General features: G+C 53.3%; 14 protein-coding genes and 3 pseudogenes. 6 read left to right on the top strand and 11 right to left on the bottom strand.

What is annotated here, in order from left to right:
- Window positions 1–868: 868 nt before the first annotated feature.
- From JI735_RS20475 to JI735_RS20465, 3 genes are read right to left on the bottom strand one after another with little or no spacing between them, the layout of a single operon-like run.
- Window positions 869–1,267, bottom strand: a complete 399-nt coding sequence (locus JI735_RS20475) for an FxsA family protein (protein ID WP_039839891.1) — start codon at window positions 1,265–1,267, stop codon at window positions 869–871.
- Entirely contained in the window at window positions 1,264–1,803 is a 540-nt protein-coding gene (locus JI735_RS20470) for an acyl-CoA thioesterase (protein WP_039839893.1), read from the bottom strand. Before JI735_RS20470 ends, JI735_RS20475 begins: the two co-directional genes overlap by 4 nt.
- Before the next feature lie 59 nt (window positions 1,804–1,862).
- Window positions 1,863–3,044 (bottom strand): MFS transporter, encoded by a 1,182-nt coding sequence (locus JI735_RS20465; RefSeq protein ID WP_039839894.1) that lies wholly within the window; start codon window positions 3,042–3,044, stop codon window positions 1,863–1,865.
- 118 nt (window positions 3,045–3,162) lie between these two features.
- Here JI735_RS20465 and JI735_RS20460 point away from each other — a divergent pair, with 118 nt between their 5' ends.
- A complete protein-coding gene (locus JI735_RS20460; RefSeq protein WP_039839896.1) occupies window positions 3,163–3,906 on the top strand; it encodes a G1 family glutamic endopeptidase in 744 nt (247 codons plus the stop codon).
- A gap of 128 nt (window positions 3,907–4,034) precedes the next feature.
- Here the strand turns inward: JI735_RS20460 and pyk are convergent, their stop codons facing one another.
- From pyk to JI735_RS20430, 6 genes and pseudogenes are all read right to left on the bottom strand, one after another.
- Window positions 4,035–5,459, bottom strand: coding sequence for a pyruvate kinase (gene pyk / locus JI735_RS20455; RefSeq protein WP_039839897.1), 1,425 nt, complete (start codon window positions 5,457–5,459; stop codon window positions 4,035–4,037).
- A gap of 330 nt (window positions 5,460–5,789) precedes the next feature.
- Window positions 5,790–6,790, bottom strand: a pseudogene (locus JI735_RS20450) (acetyl-CoA carboxylase carboxyltransferase subunit alpha).
- Window position 6,791: 1 nt separating this feature from the next.
- Window positions 6,792–7,685 (bottom strand): acetyl-CoA carboxylase, carboxyltransferase subunit beta, encoded by an 894-nt coding sequence (accD, locus tag JI735_RS20445; RefSeq protein ID WP_202676370.1) that lies wholly within the window; start codon window positions 7,683–7,685, stop codon window positions 6,792–6,794.
- Window positions 7,686–7,734: 49 nt separating this feature from the next.
- Window positions 7,735–7,923 (bottom strand): hypothetical protein, encoded by a 189-nt coding sequence (locus JI735_RS20440; protein ID WP_020428527.1) that lies wholly within the window; start codon window positions 7,921–7,923, stop codon window positions 7,735–7,737.
- Between the two features lie 144 nt (window positions 7,924–8,067).
- Window positions 8,068–8,568 (bottom strand): phosphatidylglycerophosphatase A family protein, encoded by a 501-nt coding sequence (locus JI735_RS20435; RefSeq protein ID WP_202676369.1) that lies wholly within the window; start codon window positions 8,566–8,568, stop codon window positions 8,068–8,070.
- A gap of 73 nt (window positions 8,569–8,641) precedes the next feature.
- Window positions 8,642–12,237, bottom strand: a pseudogene (locus tag JI735_RS20430) (DNA polymerase III subunit alpha).
- Between the two features lie 145 nt (window positions 12,238–12,382).
- On the opposite strand from JI735_RS20430, the gene JI735_RS20425 reads away from it, so the two are divergent.
- The 4 genes from JI735_RS20425 to JI735_RS20410 all read left to right on the top strand — a co-directional run bounded on the left by JI735_RS20425 (window position 12,383) and on the right by JI735_RS20410 (window position 13,971).
- The gene (locus JI735_RS20425; protein WP_039836029.1) at window positions 12,383–12,706 is read left to right on the top strand and encodes a YtrH family sporulation protein; all 324 of its coding nucleotides are present in this window, start codon (window positions 12,383–12,385) and stop codon (window positions 12,704–12,706) included.
- Window positions 12,707–12,713: 7 nt separating this feature from the next.
- On the top strand, window positions 12,714–13,217 hold the full coding sequence (locus JI735_RS20420; protein ID WP_039836028.1) for a sporulation membrane protein YtrI: 504 nt from the start codon (window positions 12,714–12,716) through the stop codon (window positions 13,215–13,217).
- Window positions 13,218–13,282: 65 nt separating this feature from the next.
- Window positions 13,283–13,597, top strand: a complete 315-nt coding sequence (locus tag JI735_RS20415) for a YtpI family protein (protein WP_039836027.1) — start codon at window positions 13,283–13,285, stop codon at window positions 13,595–13,597.
- 203 nt (window positions 13,598–13,800) lie between these two features.
- Complete coding sequence (locus JI735_RS20410) at window positions 13,801–13,971, top strand: hypothetical protein (protein WP_157771405.1); 171 nt, start codon at window positions 13,801–13,803, stop codon at window positions 13,969–13,971.
- Between the two features lie 178 nt (window positions 13,972–14,149).
- Here the strand turns inward: JI735_RS20410 and JI735_RS37945 are convergent.
- Together JI735_RS37945 and JI735_RS20400 are read right to left on the bottom strand one after the other, a co-directional pair.
- Window positions 14,150–15,390, bottom strand: a pseudogene (locus JI735_RS37945) (DRTGG domain-containing protein).
- Window positions 15,391–16,281: 891 nt separating this feature from the next.
- Window positions 16,282–16,569: a hypothetical protein gene (locus tag JI735_RS20400; protein WP_039836025.1), complete on the bottom strand. Its 288-nt coding sequence runs from the start codon at window positions 16,567–16,569 to the stop codon at window positions 16,282–16,284.
- A gap of 176 nt (window positions 16,570–16,745) precedes the next feature.
- Between JI735_RS20400 and JI735_RS20395 the strand changes: the two genes are divergently transcribed.
- On the top strand, window positions 16,746–17,321 hold the full coding sequence (locus JI735_RS20395) for an LURP-one-related family protein (protein ID WP_039836024.1): 576 nt from the start codon (window positions 16,746–16,748) through the stop codon (window positions 17,319–17,321).
- Window positions 17,322–17,338 lie beyond the last annotated feature (17 nt).

Genomic DNA, 17,338 nt, shown 5'->3' with positions numbered 1-17,338 from the left:
ATTGATAGAAGATTCGTCTATTCCGCAGGACAACGGACCGAGATGCCTTTATTTCTCCCTTTCCCCTTTATTCCAGGCTCCATCGAACGTTATAACGGCTCCTGAGTCCGTAACTACTGAAAAAGTAAGATTTTTGGCAAAATAAGGGCTCCTCTGTCCGCATCAGTCCGCGGATGGAACCCAATCCTCCTGCATCGCTTATATCCTCTGCGGCTTCCAAGATATCCACATTTTATTGCATTGCATAATTTCCTAAACAAGAACAAAATCACCCTGGCGGGTGAAAAACAGCACGGAGCTTATGACTCCACCCATTTCCCCACCGTTCCCTAAAATCGACGGGGGCACGGATGGTTGTACCATAGGCAAAATTAGCGTCATTCGGCCTCTTCACGATCGATCCGCAGCTGTTGCGGACAGGAGAGCCTTTATTTTGCTGATTCAGGCGGTTCAGCAGGTTATGCGGACTGATTCCGCTATTCATCCGAAGCTTCATAGATACCCGCATTGTTTAACATTGTATAGTTCCTAAGCGATAAAAAAGCTTGCGGTTAAATACCGGTAACGGTATCTTCGCAAGCTTTGTATGCAGCTACCGGTGAAAGGGGCGGCTTTAATCAGGGGTAAGCTTCGCTTCCCCCAAAACATATAACTTATCTTTTAAAAAAAGCGTTTCTAGTGCAGATACAGAATCTGCAATAGAAATGCGCTCCGGCAAAACAAGAGAGACAAAATTACCCTGCGCACATCCGGCCAATTCAAACTCATTTCACCTTTTAGCACACACCCAGCCAAATCAAAGGTACTTTTACCTCTTATTTCACCTTTTAGCGCACGCAAGTCCGGCTGGCCCCGGCCTCTTACCAGCCTATCGGCGGTAAAAGGTGAAGGTGCCGTTTTTCATCTTTTTCTCAATCCATTTCAACAGAAAAACCCGGTACAGCGGCCGGGTCAGCGGAAATACCAGCGAAAAGCCGACGATATCCGTCACAAAACCTGGGAGAATCAGCAGCAGGCCGCCAAAAAAGATGCACAAGCCGTCCAGCATGGTCCTCCCCGGCACCCGGCCTTCCTGCATATGCGTTCTGCTGTCCAGCAGCACCTTCTTGCCCTCGAAGCGCATCATCAAAAAGCCGATCACGGAACTGGCCAGCATGAGCAGCAGCGTCTTGGGGGCTCCGAGAAAACCCGCCACGTAAATAAACCCGAATAATTCCACGGCCGGGATAACAAACAATGCAGCCCAAAGCCATTTGTTCCTGATCATACTGCTCCTCCTTCTTCCCTCAGCGCCATGGTTATGGCCAAAAACAACTCCGGCAGCACCCGGTCCAGCCTTACAGGCTTCCACTCCGTATTCAGCCACACATGGCTCGTTGAACCGGTAACCAGCAATTCTCCGGGCAATTGCTCAACATCAGCAGGTGCAGAAAACCCCGCAAGACCAAATGCCTCCGGATCACCCGTTACTTCCTCCATCCCGGCCAACCGGCGGATTTCATATTCGTATACAACCCGGAGTGCCGAGAAAGTGGTAAGCCGTGCATACACAGCGACAAGATCATCATATCGCGCCGGACTTTTAAATTGCAAATCTGCTGTGGTTACCGGGAGAAGCACCCCCATATTTTCCAGCGAACGGTAGGCAAAGCCAAGCTCCCGGAACATCTCCGTACGCCCGCTCTCGAACCAGCTCAAATAATTGGCGTGATAGACCACTCCCATCTGGTCTGTCTCCTGATAGCGTACGCGGAACGTTGTGCCATACCAGCGGCTGGTCAATCCCGGATTGCGTGATTTCATATGTACAATGCCCCTTTCCAGGCAGAAACTGTTCCGCCAATCTTAGATTTCCGCAGCTCCTAAAGGCTTGCTCTTTCGGATGCTACCGGTATTAGAATGCGCTTGCGTGTGCTCCGGGAGACGTAAAAGATCAGCAGCACTCCCACCGCAGAGCTGAGCATGCAGGATAAATTCATCAGCCACACTCCACCCTCCCTGAGCAAAATCCCGTTGAGCAGATTACCCAGAATCCCCGCAAAACCGGAGAATACGATGTTGAACACACTTTGGCCTGTAGCCTGCATTTCCGGCAGCGTAATATGCGATACATACTCCACGGCAGCGACATAAAAAAGCCCAAAAGACAGGCCATGCAGCACCTGGACGCCGATCATCACCTCTGGGGCCGGAAAAGCGAACTGAATTCCCCATCGCAGCACATAGATGAGGGCACCCAGCAGCAGCGTGCGCTCCCTGCCCAGCTTCTTAATGACCTTCGAGGCATACAGCATGGAGGGAAAGTTCGTAAACGAGGCGATGAACAGCGCAATCCCGGCATGGCTGGTCGAGCCCCCCACCGATTGAAAGGCCAGTACAAAATAAGTACCAAAGGCCGTCATCGTCTGGTTCACGAGAAAACTCCCGCCTAGAAAAGCCAAAAATATTTTGTTGCCCAGCAGCGTTTTGATGCCCTTGGAGAACGACTGGCTCATCATTCGGTTCTCTTCCGCCTGCTTGGGCAGGGTGAGCGCAAACACAACGGCCACACTGCTCAGCAGCAGAAACGGCACCCAGATCGTGGATACGGAAAAATGCGAGACATACTGCGACCCCGCATAGGCCCCTACGGCCGCTCCTATGCTAAGCATCATCCGGATGCTCCCATAAGTGGAGCCGGCCTTGTTCGCCGCTACAATGGCGTAGGAATCGGCTATAGGAGCCTGTGTAGAGGAAAAGATGGTCGAGAGAGTATAAACCACCAGCAAAACAATGAAATAATCCGACTGGTAAAAAACTGCCAATACCGCCGGAACCGCCACACTTAAAATCAGCACCAGCCGGGCTTGGTTGTAGCGGTCAGAAATTACACCCCATAAAGGTTGAATACAGATGGCAATCAGTGTGCCAGTCGCCATGAGCATTCCGATCCGGCCGCTGTCCAGTCCCCCCTGCTTCAGCAGCAGGGTAAGATAAGAGCCGAATGAACCGCCGGCAAGTCCCAAGAACAGATAAAATCCGCGCAGCTTGAGCAGTTTTTTCATTTGTGCAATAAGTCCTCTCTATTCCTTTTTAACGGAATACCCATACTTTATAACTTTGCGCCGCATTTAATAGAGCAGCAAGTCTTAACTTCTCATATTGATAAAAGGCGGTGGATATGTGAACAGAGCTGAGCTTTCAAAACGCACCCGGCCCTGCGTAACGGACAAAGTCCATTCGGGCAAAGCGCAAAGCACCGGCTTTGGCTGGACCTCCGGCAACTGGAGCGGGTACGCCATCTACGGAAAAAAAGGCGCGTTTCGGCGGATATCCGGCGAATGGATTGTCCCCTTGGTCAAACCCACTTCCAGCCCCACCTATTCTTCAGCCTGGATCGGGATCGACGGCTTCAAAAACAGCAGCCTGATTCAGACAGGCACCGGTCATGAATCTATGGGCGGGGTTGTCCACTATTATGCCTGGTGGGAGATTCTCCCTGCCGCTGAGACCGTTATTCCTTTGCCCGTATCACCGGGGGATCACATGCAGGCTTCTATCGTTAAGCTTGGCAGCGGCAAATGGAGCATCACGCTTTTCAATCTCAGCAAATCATGGACCTTTCGCACATTTCAGCGTTACACCGGGCCTCAAACCTCCGCCGAATGGATCATGGAAGCGCCCTTAGTGGGCGGTATCATCGGAAAGCTGGCTAAGGTATCAACCACCCGCTTCTTCAACTGCCGTGTCAACGGGAGAAGTCCAAGGCTGACACCTGCTGACAGCGGAATCATGGTACAGAAGAAAATTACAGTAAGTGTACCCGGGAGCCCCAATGCCAGCGGCGATGCTTTTATAGTCAAACGGGTCTATCGTAAAGGGAAACCTCTGATTCACTCCAGAAGCCCTATTATTGTCCGCTCTTAATGGTATTTTTGCCTCAAGCACTCGCTTCGGTATACAAGCATTCATTTTAGCAAAAAAAAGCAATGGCGTCCTGCACCATTGCTTTTTTGTCATTCAATCATCAAGGCAAAGAACAGATGTCCAGAAGACTAATCAGCTGGAATCGTGTCTACTTTAACCAGGTTCGTGGAACCGGAACGTCCCAGCGGAATACCGGCTGTAATTACAACCAGATCGCCGGCTTTAACCAGACCGGAAGCTTTGCCGCCTTTGAGGGCCGTTTCCAGCAATTCATCGGTTGAAGTAGCTTCAAGTCCGTGAACTGGAGTTACGCCCCAGACAAGAGCGAGTTGACGCATAGTTCTTTCTTGTGTGGTCACAGCGATAATCTGTGATTTAGGACGGTATTTGGAAACCACGCGTGCAGTGTGGCCTGTTACTGTCGAAGAAATAATAGCTTTGGCATTCAGGTCCAGAGCGGAGATCGCTACGGATTGGCTGATTGCTTCAGTTACAGTAGTTTCTTGAGCGATCTGCTGCTTCATGAAGATCTCACGGTGATTCAGTGCGGATTCAGCCTTCTCGGCAATGCGGGACATAGTCAGCACGGATTCTACCGGATATTTCCCGGCAGCTGTTTCACCGGACAGCATGATTGCATCGGTTCCATCAAAAATTGCGTTCGCTACGTCACTCGCTTCAGCACGGGTAGGACGCGGATTACGCTGCATGGAATCCAGCATTTGTGTTGCAGTAATTACCGGTTTGCCGGCAATGTTACATTTTTGAATCATCAATTTCTGAGCCAAAGGCACATCTTCAGCCGGAATTTCCACACCAAGGTCGCCGCGGGCAACCATCAGGCCGTCGGAAACTGCCAGAATTTCATCAAGGTTGTCAACACCTTGCTGGTTTTCGATTTTGGAAATGATTTGGATATGGGAAGCGTTGTGCTTCTCAAGCAATGCACGGATTTCCTGAACGTCGCTGGCTTTGCGGACGAAGGAAGCGGCGATAAAATCGATGTCCTGTTCGATCCCAAAAATGATATCATTGGTGTCTTTTTCCGTAATGCCCGGCAGGGAAATAGCAACTCCAGGTACGTTAACACCCTTCTTGCTCTTGATCGTACCGCCGTTAACAATGCGGGTCTTGATTTCGGTGCCTTGAATGTCAACAACGGTAAGTCCGATAAGGCCGTCGTCGATCAGGATGGTAGATCCTACTTGAACATCGCTAGGAAGGTCGGTGTAAGTGACAGAGATACGGTTTTGGTCACCAAGGATTTCTTCCGTAGTCAGTGTCAGATACTCGTCCTGTACCAGCTCAATCGGTTCTACTTCCAGTTTGCCTGTGCGAATCTCTGGTCCTTTGGTGTCGAGCAGGATAGCAACAGTCTTGCCAAGCTCCTGGGAAGCCTGACGGATCGTTTTGATCCGGTTGCCGTGCTCTTCAAAATCGCCGTGGGAGAAGTTCAGACGGGCTACATTCATACCGGCCAAAATCAATTTTTTGATATTCTCCAACGATTCACTAGCAGGACCAATCGTACATACAATTTTACTTTTCCGCATTAGGTTTTCCTCCGTTTTTTCGTTCTCTCTGTCTCACTTTTTCCAACTACAAAATCTACTATAAGGCATGCAATTTGCATAGGAACTTTGTCACATGTACCTTTTACTGCACCCTAATGAATATTACTGCAACTTGGACACAAAATCAATGTTGCTGCGACTTTTTACAGTAAATTTACTTTATATTTTCAAAAAAAGCCGGCAAAACAAAAACAGCCCTGCAGCTATCACAGGGTTGTTGGATTGGTAATAAAAGTATACTGAAGCCCGTCCGGATTGAGATCTGCCAAAAATATACTTATGTCTGAAAGTGCAAATGGAGGCCTGTCTTTAGTCGACGCTGTGCACTTCAGCCTCAGCGCTGACCAGTTCAGCCTCTGCTTCGGCAAATACGCCAATTTTGCGGAATTTACGGTAGCGGTCCTCTTTGAGCTCGGCAGAGTCCAGCCCCGACAACTCCTGCAAATGGCGCCACACGGCATCCTTAATCGCCGCTGCGGTCTCTTCGTAGTCACGGTGAGCGCCGCCCCGGGCTCCGGAACGATCTCTTCAATGACCTCCATCTCCAGCAGATCGGCGGCTGTAATCTTCATTGCTTCTGCTGCCTGCTCCGCCTTGGAGGCATCCTTCCATAAAATAGACGCCGCACCGTTCGGGGAGATGGCCGAATAAATGGCATGCTCCAGCATCAGGACGCGGTTGCCCACTGCCATAGCCAAAGCACCGCCGCTGCCGCCTTCGCCTATGATCACACACACCACAGGCACGGCCAGCTGCGACATTTCATACAAATTTCTGGCAATAGCTTCCGATTGGCCTCTTTCTTCTGCCGTATTGCCGGGGTAGGCTCCCTTGGTATCGACAAAAGTAACGATCGGACGGCCAAACTTCTCCGCCTGCTTCATCAGACGCAAAGCCTTCCGGAATCCTTCCGGATGGGCGCTGCCGAAGAAACGGAGGATGTTTTCCTTCGTATCCTTGCCCCGCTGCTGACCGATCACCGTGACGGGCGCCCCGTTCAGCTTGGCAATTCCGCCAACCACAGCCAGATCATCACCGAAATGGCGGTCGCCATGCAGCTCGATGAAGTCGGTAAACATCAGGCTTATCAGATCCATTGAGGTTGGACGGCTATGATGCCGGGCCAGATGCATCTTCTGGGACGGCGATATATTCGAGTATATTTCATCTTCCATCACACGGTACCGTTCTTCAAGCCGGGCGGTTTCATCGCTGAAATCAATCCCTTTTTCTTCACCGAACTGCTTCAGCTCGGCAATTTTCTTGCGCATCTCTAACAGAGGCATTTCAAAAGGCAACTCTCCCGCCAACCTAAAATCCCCCTTTCACATCATGCAGATCCAGCAGCTTGGCAAGAGTTGCCCGCATTTCCTTGCGGTGCACCACCAAATCCAGCTGTCCATGCTGAAGGTTGAATTCAGCGGTCTGGAAATCCTCCGGAAGCTTCTGGCGGATCGTCTGCTCAATCACAATCCGTCCGGCAAAGCCAAAGACTGCCCCCGGTTCGGCTATGATGATATCCCCGAGACTGGCAAAGCTCGCCGATACACCGCCCGTAGTCGGATCGGTAATGACGGAGATATACAGCCCGCCAACCTCGCCGAATCTGGCAAGTGCGGCGCTGGTCTTGGCCATCTGCATCAGACTGAGAATGCTCTCCTGCATCCGTGCCCCGCCCGAAGTCGAAAAGATCAGCAGCGGCAGTCTCTTCTCAGTGGCTTCTTCCACCGCACGCGTAATTTTCTCACCTACAACCGAGCCCATGCTGCCGGTAAAAAACTCAAAGTTCATTACCGCAACAATCACCGGATGGCCGCCAATGGTGCCCTGGCCTGTGACCACAGCTTCAACCTGTCCTGTTTTGGACTGCTGCTGTTCCAGCTTGGACGCATAGCCCGGAAACTGCAGCGGGTCCACAGAGGCCATTTCACTGTCAAATTCAATAAACCCTTCAGGGTCCAGCGTCATCGCGATCCGTTCAGAAGCGTTCAGGCGCATATGGTAGCCGCAGGAAGGGCATACCTTCAGGTTCTTCTCCAGCTCCTTGCTGTACTGGATCGTTCCGCATTTGGTGCACTTGCTCATAAGCCCTTCGGGAATCTCCCGTTTGGGCCGTTCGCCTTCAACCGGTCCGCCGGTCCGCTCCACACGTTCTGAAGGAATGGTCGCGTACTTCCGTTTTTTTTGAAATAAATCTTTGAACAAGGGTCGCACCTCTTCAGCCGTTTATTTGCGTATGCCATCTAATGTTTATCTAGGGATGCAGAATCAGATTAAGGGCTTCCTGCACTTCCTCCAGCTCACCCGAAGGAACCAGAATCTCAAACTGCTGCTTGGACATATTGACCGGACGGCATTTTATCAGAAATCCTTCTTCCGTAAGCTTGCTCTGAATCATATCCGCCACTCTGGCGGTCGGCGCTATATAGATTACCGTCCACATGCCCTGCAAAGCCTCCCTAATCTTAATTCCCAGCCGTATCCCGTATAATGGAATCATGATAACACAGTTTTCTTTTTCCCGCAACAGGATCAGGGTGAAGGAATTCAGACCAGGGGGCGTATCCTTATATTCCTGAGCAAACCATTATTCCGTTCCGGTCACATGGGGATACACCTTTGCCCCTTCATGCCGGTGGGCGATTCTGGCCGACGCCGCAGCCGCGATTCCGGCAACCAGATCGTCCAGAAACACATGAATTCTTCCTCTATCATCGTTCAATTTGCCGATAATTCCCAGCTTTATTTTATCGAGATAACCGAAGCCTGTAAGTCCGATCATCCCGTATACGCCTGTGATGCCGAGCGCCAGCGTCTCATCTGCGCCGTAGAGCGATTCGTCCGCTTCGAGAACCGCCTGCAGCGGCTGGGGAAGCAGCCGCTGCTCTGCCAGCTCATCCAGTGCGACGCCGGTCATCAGCGTGTACTGGACCTCTCTTTTGCCGAGTACCGCCTTCACACTGGAGAGGCACTCTTCTTCCGTTAAATCCGCATAATAAGCCGATTGCAAAATATATACGATCTCAGCAATGGACGCCAGCGATACTCCCCTGCGCTTCAGCAGCTCTTCTGCCATTTGATAGGACATCATGGAATTCCCCTTTCCGCACGGGCCTTGCCCTGTGGTTTCCTAATGTATGCGGAAAGAGGCGGAAATGTTCTTATTTAATTCTTACGGTTCCGCTGCCCATCATGGCCTCAATGGCTGCGGCCAGCTCCTCCGAGGGCTTGATCCGGTAGCCGTCGCTGAGCGCCAGCAGCTTCTGGTTCCGCTCATAGAACAGCAGCGTGGCGGCAGGCCCGGGATGGCGCTGCAGCAGCGCCTGGAGGCGCGACAGCAGCGCCGGATTCTCGGCGGACGGCGTGATCTTGATGAAGACACGCTGTCCGCTGTCCGCTGCCCCGGAGTCCCGGGCAGCGGCTTCTGCGGCGGCCGGCGCAGCAGCTCCGCCGGCCCGCGGGGCCGGAGCCCCGCCGGGCGCTCCGGCTGGGGCCGCCCGGCCCGGGCCACCGGCCCGGGCGGCGGCTGCGCTGCGGCGCTGCAGCAGGCCGCGGAGCGTGTCGGCGCCAAGCGGCGCGACCTCTTCGGCCAGCAGCTTGAAGCCCTCATCCTCCTGCTGCACCTTGGCGCGCAGGGCCAGCAGCGCACCCTTCACGATCAGGGTGCGGCTGCGTTTCCAGACCTCGGGGAAGAGTACGACCTCGCAGCGCTCAATCTGGTCTTCCCACTCCACGAAGGCCATCGCCTTGCCGGCCTTCGTCGTGATTTCCTTGACGGACACCACCATGCCCGCAGTCACGGCCTGGCTCTCATCCGCCGCTTCGCCCAGATCCATAAGCCGCTGCAGGCCCGGCTCCTCCAGCAGCGCGGCGGCATCGTCAAGCGGATGCCCGGACAGATAGAGCCCGAGCAGCTCGCGCTCCAGCTCCAGCTGCTGGGTAACTGTGAAACCCGGGATATCCGGGTAGCGGATTTCCCAGTTGGGCGTCTCAATCAGATCGTCGAAGAGCTGAATCTGCAGCTCATCGCGTTCCTTCCGCCACTTCAGCGCGGCATCCACCGTCTCGTCCAGCATGGCGAGCAGCTGCGCGCGGTGGCCCGGCAGCTGGTCGAAGGCGCCAGCCTGCAGCAGGGATTCCACCACCCGCTTGTTGCAGATACGGAGATCCACGCGGCGGCAGAAGTCGAGCAGGCTGTCGAACGGCCGTTCCTTGCGGACCTCTATTATGTTCTCTACTGCGAGAGTGCCGACATTCTTGACTGCCGCCAGCCCAAAACGGATGGCTCCCATGCCCTCCCCGGAACGGGAGTGAACAGCACGCCGCTCTCGTTGACATCCGGCGGCAGTACGCCGATGCCGCTGCGGCGGCATTCCAGCACATATTCCGCCACCTTGCGGTGGGTGCCCATCACAGCCGTCAGCATGGCTGCCATGAACTGGACGGGATAATGGGCCTTGAGGTAGGCCGTCTGGAAAGCCAGCACGCCATAAGCCGCCGCATGGGCGCGCGGGAAGCCATAGTTGGCAAACCGCACGATCATGTCATAGACAGCATTGGCATCCGTCTCGGTGTAGCCCTGCTGGAGGCTGCCCTGCACGAAATGGCCGCGTTCCTTGTCCAGCGTCTCCCGCTTCTTCTTCGAGACGGCCCGGCGCAGCAGATCCGCTTCCCCAAGTGAGAAACCGGCCATCAGCGAGGCGATCTGCATGATCTGCTCCTGATAGACGATAATGCCATAGGTATCGTCCAGAATCTGCTTCAGATCGGCATGGGGGTATTCCACTTCGATCTGGCCGTGTTTGCCTGCGATATATTTAGGAATAAACTCCATCGGACCGGGACGGTACAGCGCCACCACAGATATGATATCCTCGAAGCCGGAAGGCTTCATATCCTTAAGCACGCGGCGTATGCCTGCGGATTCCATCTGGAATACTCCGGTGGTTTCCCCGGCGCCCAGCATTTCATAGGTAAGCGGATCATCATCCGGAATCATGCGGAAATCAGGAGTGCTTCCGGTCATCTCCGTAATCCAGTTCATGCTGCGCTCAATAATGGAAAGCGTGCGCAGTCCGAGAAAATCCATCTTGAGCAGTCCGATGCTCTCCAGATGCTCCATCGAATACTGGGTCAGCGCCGTGCTTTCATTGCCCGCCTGCAGCGGCACAGCATCCGTCAGGGGCCCCTTGGAGATCACGACACCTGCCGCATGGGTGGAGGCGTGGCGGGGCATGCCCTCGACCTTCATCGCCATGTCAAGCAGTCCCTTGATTTTGGGATTGCCATCGTACAGCGCCTTCAGCTCAGGAGTGCCCTCCAGCGCCCGGGTAATGCTGATGCCGAGCTGGCCCGGAATGAGCTTTGCCGCCTTATCCACCTCGTTATAAGGCAGATTCAGCACACGTCCTACGTCCCGCACCGCCGCTCTCGCCGCCATAGTTCCGAAGGTAATGATCTGTGCCACATGCTGCTTGCCGTATTTATCCACCACATACGCTATGACTTCATCGCGCCGTTCATCGCTGAAGTCGATGTCGATATCCGGCATCGTGATGCGCTCAGGATTGAGGAACCGTTCAAAGAGCAGATTATACTTCAACGGATCTACATCGGTGATCTTCAGGCAATAAGCAGTCAAGCTGCCTGCGGAGGAGCCTCTTCCCGGACCGGTAACGATGCCCTGCCGGTGGCAGAAGGCAATGAAGTCCCAGACGATCAGAAAATAATCGCTGAACCCCATGCTCTCGATAACGCCAAGCTCATAGGCCAGCCGCTTCCCGGCGGCATCCTTCTCCTCAGGCGAAGACCAGCGGGGGGTGTCCGCATAGCGGGCTTCCAGCCCGCTCCAGCACAGCTCCCGGAGATAGGCGGCCGCATCCATCCCCTCAGGGAGCGGAGAATAGGCAGGCAGGATATGCTCGCCGAAGGTCAGCTCCAGATTGCATTTTTCTGCAATAATCAGCGTATTTGCGATAGCTTCGGGCACATGCGGGAACAATGCGGCCATTTGCTCCCCGCTTTTTAGGAACAGCTGGTCTGTGCCAATCTTCAGGCGTTCCTCGTCATCCACCGTTTTGCCGGTGCCGATGCAGATCAGCACATCCTGGACCTCGGCATCTTCCTTGGCCAGATAATGGACATCATTCGTGGCCACCAGCGGGATACCGCATTCGGCGGCCAGGGCGATGAGCTGCGGATTGACCCGCTTTTGCTCCGGCATGCCGTGATCCTGCAGCTCCAGATAGAAGTCCCCGCCAAAAATCTCCTTATACCGCAGCGCAGCCTTCCGCGCTTCTTCTTCCCGTCCATGCAGCAGATGCTGCGGCACCTCGCCGCCGAGACAGGCGCTGAGGCAGATGACACCCTCGGCATGTGCCGCCAGCGATTCCATATCGATCCGGGGTTTGTAATGCTGGCCTTCCAGATGGCCGATGGTCACCAGGCGCATCAGGTTTCTGTATCCGGTCTCATTCTTTGCGAGCAGGATCAGATGATAGATCGGCTGATCCTTGCGGCTGCCCCGCTCGCGGCGCGAGCCTGCGGTCAAATAGGCTTCACAGCCGATGATCGGCTTGATGCCGCTGGCTTTGCACGCTTTATAAAAGGGGATTGCCCCGTACATCACTCCATGATCCGTAAGCGCAAGCGTCGTCATGCCGTATTCGCCGGCCCGGCGCACAAGATCAGTAATGCGCGCCGCCCCGTCCAGTAAACTGTATTCGCTGTGCACATGCAAATGCACGAAAGGGCTCATATCCCCACTTCCCTTCTGGTTCCAAAATCAAAACATAAGATGAAACTATTTTATCATATTAGAGGGGGAGCCGCCCATAGAATGAAGAAAGAGCACAAGGACAGGCTGAGATGAAGAGCGGCCTGGTTCAGAAAGGGGCCTGGTTATGAACGTTTTTTTGAGCAAAGCCGTCCTCGATTTCTTTATCGCCTTCGGGATTGTGATGGGCGGGGCCATGCTGGGCGGCATAGGGGCCGTATTTTCGCTGCAGCCGCCTACACAGACCATGCTGGATGTGGCCGACCGGATCAAAATCTGGGCGCTTGCCGCCGCCGTCGGCGGAACCATCGACCCGATGCGGGTCATTGAGAGCAACATGCTGGGAGGTAATCTCTCCCCTGCCATCAAGCAAATCCTCTATTTAGTCTTTGCGTTTCTGGGCGCTCATATGGGCAGCGAGCTGGTCAAATGGGTGTGCGGCAAGGGGTGAGCCGGCCATGAGGGTTCCTCCATTTCGGCAATACCGCCGCTTTTCGCAGCTTTCCGCCATATTTGTCCTGGGAATGGTGGCCGGGAGCATCATGTACAATGCCATTTTTCATATGGGCTATAACGTGCTCTGGGTGAACAATCAAGATCTGCGGGTCCAGGTTGAGCAGTACCGCAAGGATATCCAGACACTTAAAAAATACAACAACACCTCTACCGTAATCCGGGAAATCAAGCTGCGCACAGAAGACAGCAAAGTTAAGGAAGGCGCTGCCGCGCTTGATCCCGTAACCGTGAAGGAAATCATCCGCAAAATGAGCACAGACCTGGAGCCGATGCGCGGGCGCAGCATGTTCGATATCGACACCGACGGCAAGCTGGCCCGGCTGCTGCTGGACGGCAAAATCTACATTGTGCGCGAGAAGGAATACGCTGTCCGGATCCGCACCATGCTTGTTATGGAGGGGGTGCTGCAGATTTGGGTTGAAATCAGCCCCTATAGACGCAGCTGAGGACAATCATGATACAATATGGGCAAAACGGCTTTTTATAACCTACATAAAGGAGCTGCCTGTCCATGATTTTGTTCATCAAGTATGTGCTGTTCATTCTGATGATCATCTGTTTGATTGGTGCCGCCGTCTACAGCTACACTTCCCGCAGAGCGCAGAACCCGCTCGACAAAGGAGCCAAACGCTCCATCATGAACATTCTGCTCGGCGCCATGCTCGTTTCGCTCTCCCTGATCTGCATGTTTGTGTTCCGCGGCTCCACGGTCAATGTGATAATCGAGGCGGTGTTTCTGCTGATCGGAGCGTTCAATATCTTTTCCGGGCTGCGCAGCTATGGATTTTACAGCCGGAACCGGAAAAACGGAACACCTCTTCATTGACGGCTCTACATCCCTGAAGAGGTGCTCCAGATGCCTAATCTGGAAATCCTGAATCTCTCGGTCAATAAGCTGCATACCCTTTCTCCCGGAAATCACAGCACTCCACAAACTCAAAATGATAGATTTCGGCCATAATCAAATCGAATCGGTGCCTGCAGAAATTGGAAAGCTGGCACAGGACAGCTATCGAAGCTGAAATATTTTTGACAAATTTATTGGAGCTGGATCTAAGGAGCAACCATCGGCTGGAAATCCCCGAATCCTTGCTGGAAATCAAGGGGCTGGAACGTTTGGATCTTCGCTGGAATCATGAGCTGAACCCTCCAGGGTGGCTGCACAAGCTGGAGGCCAACGGCTGTATTGTATATTTGTAACCGGACGTATCGCAAAAAGACTATCCAGGGCTTCGCGGGAGGCGTCCAGGATAGTCTTATTAGCATTTGACAGCAGCGGCGCCGTTAATTAAATATCCCCGTCCCAGAAGAAGCTGAACGGCACCGGCTATCTGCCGGTCTGCCGTACTGGTATGCCTGCCGGGCCGGCATCCCCCGTTCAGCCGTGGTCAATCGACTGCAGCATCAGCACCGCTTTGGCGACCAGGATGTCCATGTGGCTGATTTCGATTTCCAGCTTGCAGGTCCGGCGGCTGATTTCCAGCAGCTTCGGCATCACAATAATGGAATGCTCGATCTGTACCGGACGGATGAAATAGGTGGACATATTGTCCAGCACATAATCATTTCCCGTGATATCCTTGGCTGCCTTGAAGGCGGAAAGAGTCATCAGGGTAGACAAGACGCCTTCGGAAATGGTCCCCAGGTCCGTCGCCATCTGCGGGGTGATGAAGCCATGGAAAAACAATTTCCCCTCTTCGTCCCGCTCGTCGGCAAAGCCGTTCCAGATCAGGTGGTCGAAGGTTTCCCCGAGCTGCGGCTGGTTGCTGACATCCCGCAGGCTCTGCAGCACCTCTCTCCGGGTCAGCGAACCGACCAGCTTCCGGTTGCGGTCAACGATGGGCAGGAAGTCAATCCCTTCCCACATCATAATCTGCGCCGCCGAAGCCAGTGAGGTCTGAAGCGCAGCAGTGACCGGGCTGCGGACCATAACCTTCTCAATGCTCTGGCTCTCGGCCAGCTCCTCTGCATCCCTGCGGCCCACGATGCCGATGACCCGGTTCCATTCATCCGTCACCGGGAAACGCTGCTCCCCGCTGTCCAGGGACAGCTGCCGCAGCTCGGCAACCGTGCTCGAAATTTTGAGTGTGTTCAGGCGCGGCTTGCTGTCGACAATATCCTCAACCAGCATAATTTTCTTCTTGATCAGCCGGTCAAATATCGCCCGGTTGATCATCGAAGCCACGGTAAACGTATCATGCCTGGAGGAAATCACGGGCAGATCCAGTTCATCCGCCAGCATTTTGACTTCACGGCTTGTCCCAAAGCCCCCGGTCACCAGCACCCCTGCCCCTGCTCCAGCGCAAGCGAGTGCACATCCTCGCGGTTGCCCACGATCAGCAGGCTGTCCGCATCGATATACCGGATCATGGCGTCTACCTTCATGGCCCCGATGACATATTTATGCAGATGCTTGTTCAGTCCGTTCGCACCGCCCAGCACATGCCCCTCTACGATATCCACCACATCCCCAAAGGTCAGCTGGTCGGAGATGTTGCGTGGTTTCTTTTCCACCCGGACCGTGCCGATCCGCTCCTTCGTAATGACGATGCCAAGATTCTCGGCCTCCTTCACGGCACGGTAAGCCGTGCCCTCGCTGACCCCCATTTCCTTGGCCAGTTTGCGGACGGAAATTTTGGTCCCTACCTTCAGGCTCTCGATGTGCTGCAGCAGTTGTTCATGCTTGGTAATGTTATCGCCTTGACCTTCCAACTGTTACACCCCCATGCTCCGATCTGTACTACTCTGTACCCATTATACACGGTTCCAACGCAGGAGTACAACCGTTTTACGGGGCATTTTGATCAGGGTGGACAGGGCTGCGGGCAGCCTGTTTTTGTATAAATATGCCAAAATTTATATTCTTCGCACTATAAATGTTCTTTCTATTTCTCGCTGAAACGAGTACCTGAAAGCGATACTCTGTATCGCTGCTTCGGAAGCATAGGCTCCTTATAAGCACGGCGTAGCCGTTTCTACTTGCGTAGACTCTCAATTTTTAAGAGTGGAAACTTAAAAGAGAATTATAAAATATGAATCGGTAGTCTTCATTGTAGATCATAATAGCGGAATAATAGGTGACTGCACTTTGTGCAATAGACATTCATGCCGCCCATTGGCGGCACTTCAGACGATGAAATTTCGGAGAAGGCCCTCAATTCGGCTTCGCCAAATTCGAGGCTTCCATAACCATGTCGTATGAATCGGACATCGTTATTCCAGGATAGAATCCGGGTTCTGAGCTAACTTGGGTAGAGAGCCTCTCTACTCCCTCTTCAGGAATATGCTTCGCCAGCTTAAGTCTGCTAATTCCGCTTCACTTCTGCGGCTCCCCTGTGATTCCGCACTTCTGTTTCTGATTTCGCGGTCCCACCGGCTTAGAAAAATCAGCATCCGGCAGCTTACCGCCACGGCCCGGCTCCTGGCAGGTTCAGCAGGTTACATGAAAAAATCCCCCGTTCCCGCTGCTTTTAGCGGTCTCAGAGGATTAAATGATATAAGACACCGGTTTTAAGATCTCTGTGACGCTCTGGCTGTTTCTTTATTCCACTTGCCCTGCCATTGCTCCAGCTTGTGTCTGCGGACGGCTTCCAGCTGTTTGTGCTTCTCTTCATCCACGCCGATAATGAAATGCAGATGCGCAGCAATGACCAGAAAAGCAAAAATGCACCAGACCACTCCAAAGCCAAGCACCCAGCCGGGGCCGTTCTGAAAAGACAGGTGCGGCAGCGCGTAGAGCAGCATGGCCAGTGCCGCCAGCATGTAGATGACATGCTTGAATTTGTTTCTTTTTTTCATCGAAAACAGCTCCTTCTTCCACAAGGTTGTTCAATTGACTCTATATCTCTACTCTATGAACAGGCTGCCTGAAATATGAGACAAGTCAGAAAAAACATGCCGGGCTGAGCTTTTACTCATAGCAAAGGAGTGCGCTCATGTGAGATGATGGAACCATTTCAGGAGGGGGATTTTCATTGAACAACGCATTTAACTATTCCGAGTACATTATCCGCAAAAAAGTATTTTCCATCATGGGAGCCAAACTGCATATCTACAACAGCTCGGAGGAGCTGGTTATGTATTCCCAAATGAAAGCCTTCAAGCTGAAAGAAGACATTGCTTTGTTCACCGATGAGGGTATGGAAACAGAACTGCTGCGCATTAAGGCGCGCAATGTGATTGATTTCAGCGCCACGTATGATGTGCATGATTCACAAACCGGTGAGCATCTCGGCGCACTGCGACGCAAAGGGCTTAAATCCATTGTGAAGGATGAATGGATTCTGCTGGACAACCGGGATCAAGAAATCGGGCTGATCAAGGAAAACAGCACCTTTATGGCATTGCTGCGCAGGTTCATTACACTGATTCCGCAAAAGTATAATATTGAGCTCAGAGACATCACCATCCCAGCCTTCCGGCAGAACTTCAATCCCTTTGTCACGAAGATTATCGCTGACTTCTCCGAGGACCGCAAAGGTTTGCTTGACCGCCGCCTTGCACTGGCTGCCGGGATTCTGCTTTGCGCAGTGGAAGGTAAGCAGGACTAAAGCGCCTGCCTGCCGCG

Origin of the sequence: Paenibacillus sonchi, assembly GCF_016772475.1 — a bacterium.
Taxonomy (GTDB): Bacteria; Bacillota; Bacilli; order Paenibacillales; family Paenibacillaceae; genus Paenibacillus_AQ; species Paenibacillus_AQ sonchi.
This window is presented reverse-complemented; position numbering and strand designations above follow the sequence as displayed.

Bases quoted from the DNA above. Each gene is read 5' to 3' on its own strand.
- JI735_RS20475 (WP_039839891.1), bottom strand. From the start codon at position 1,267: ATGATCAGGAACAAATGGCTTTGGGCTGCATTGTTTGTTATCCCGGCC.
- JI735_RS20470 (WP_039839893.1), bottom strand. From the start codon at position 1,803: ATGAAATCACGCAATCCGGGATTGACCAGCCGCTGGTATGGCACAACG.
- JI735_RS20465 (WP_039839894.1), bottom strand. From the start codon at position 3,044: ATGAAAAAACTGCTCAAGCTGCGCGGATTTTATCTGTTCTTGGGACTT.
- pyk (WP_039839897.1), bottom strand. From the start codon at position 5,459: ATGCGGAAAAGTAAAATTGTATGTACGATTGGTCCTGCTAGTGAATCG.
- JI735_RS20440 (WP_020428527.1), bottom strand. From the start codon at position 7,923: ATGTGGACGGTAATCTATATAGCGCCGACCGCCAGAGTGGCGGATATG.
- JI735_RS20435 (WP_202676369.1), bottom strand. From the start codon at position 8,568: ATGTCCTATCAAATGGCAGAAGAGCTGCTGAAGCGCAGGGGAGTATCG.
- JI735_RS20425 (WP_039836029.1), top strand. From the start codon at position 12,383: ATGAACGTTTTTTTGAGCAAAGCCGTCCTCGATTTCTTTATCGCCTTC.
- JI735_RS20420 (WP_039836028.1), top strand. From the start codon at position 12,714: ATGAGGGTTCCTCCATTTCGGCAATACCGCCGCTTTTCGCAGCTTTCC.
- JI735_RS20415 (WP_039836027.1), top strand. From the start codon at position 13,283: ATGATTTTGTTCATCAAGTATGTGCTGTTCATTCTGATGATCATCTGT.
- JI735_RS20400 (WP_039836025.1), bottom strand. From the start codon at position 16,569: ATGAAAAAAAGAAACAAATTCAAGCATGTCATCTACATGCTGGCGGCA.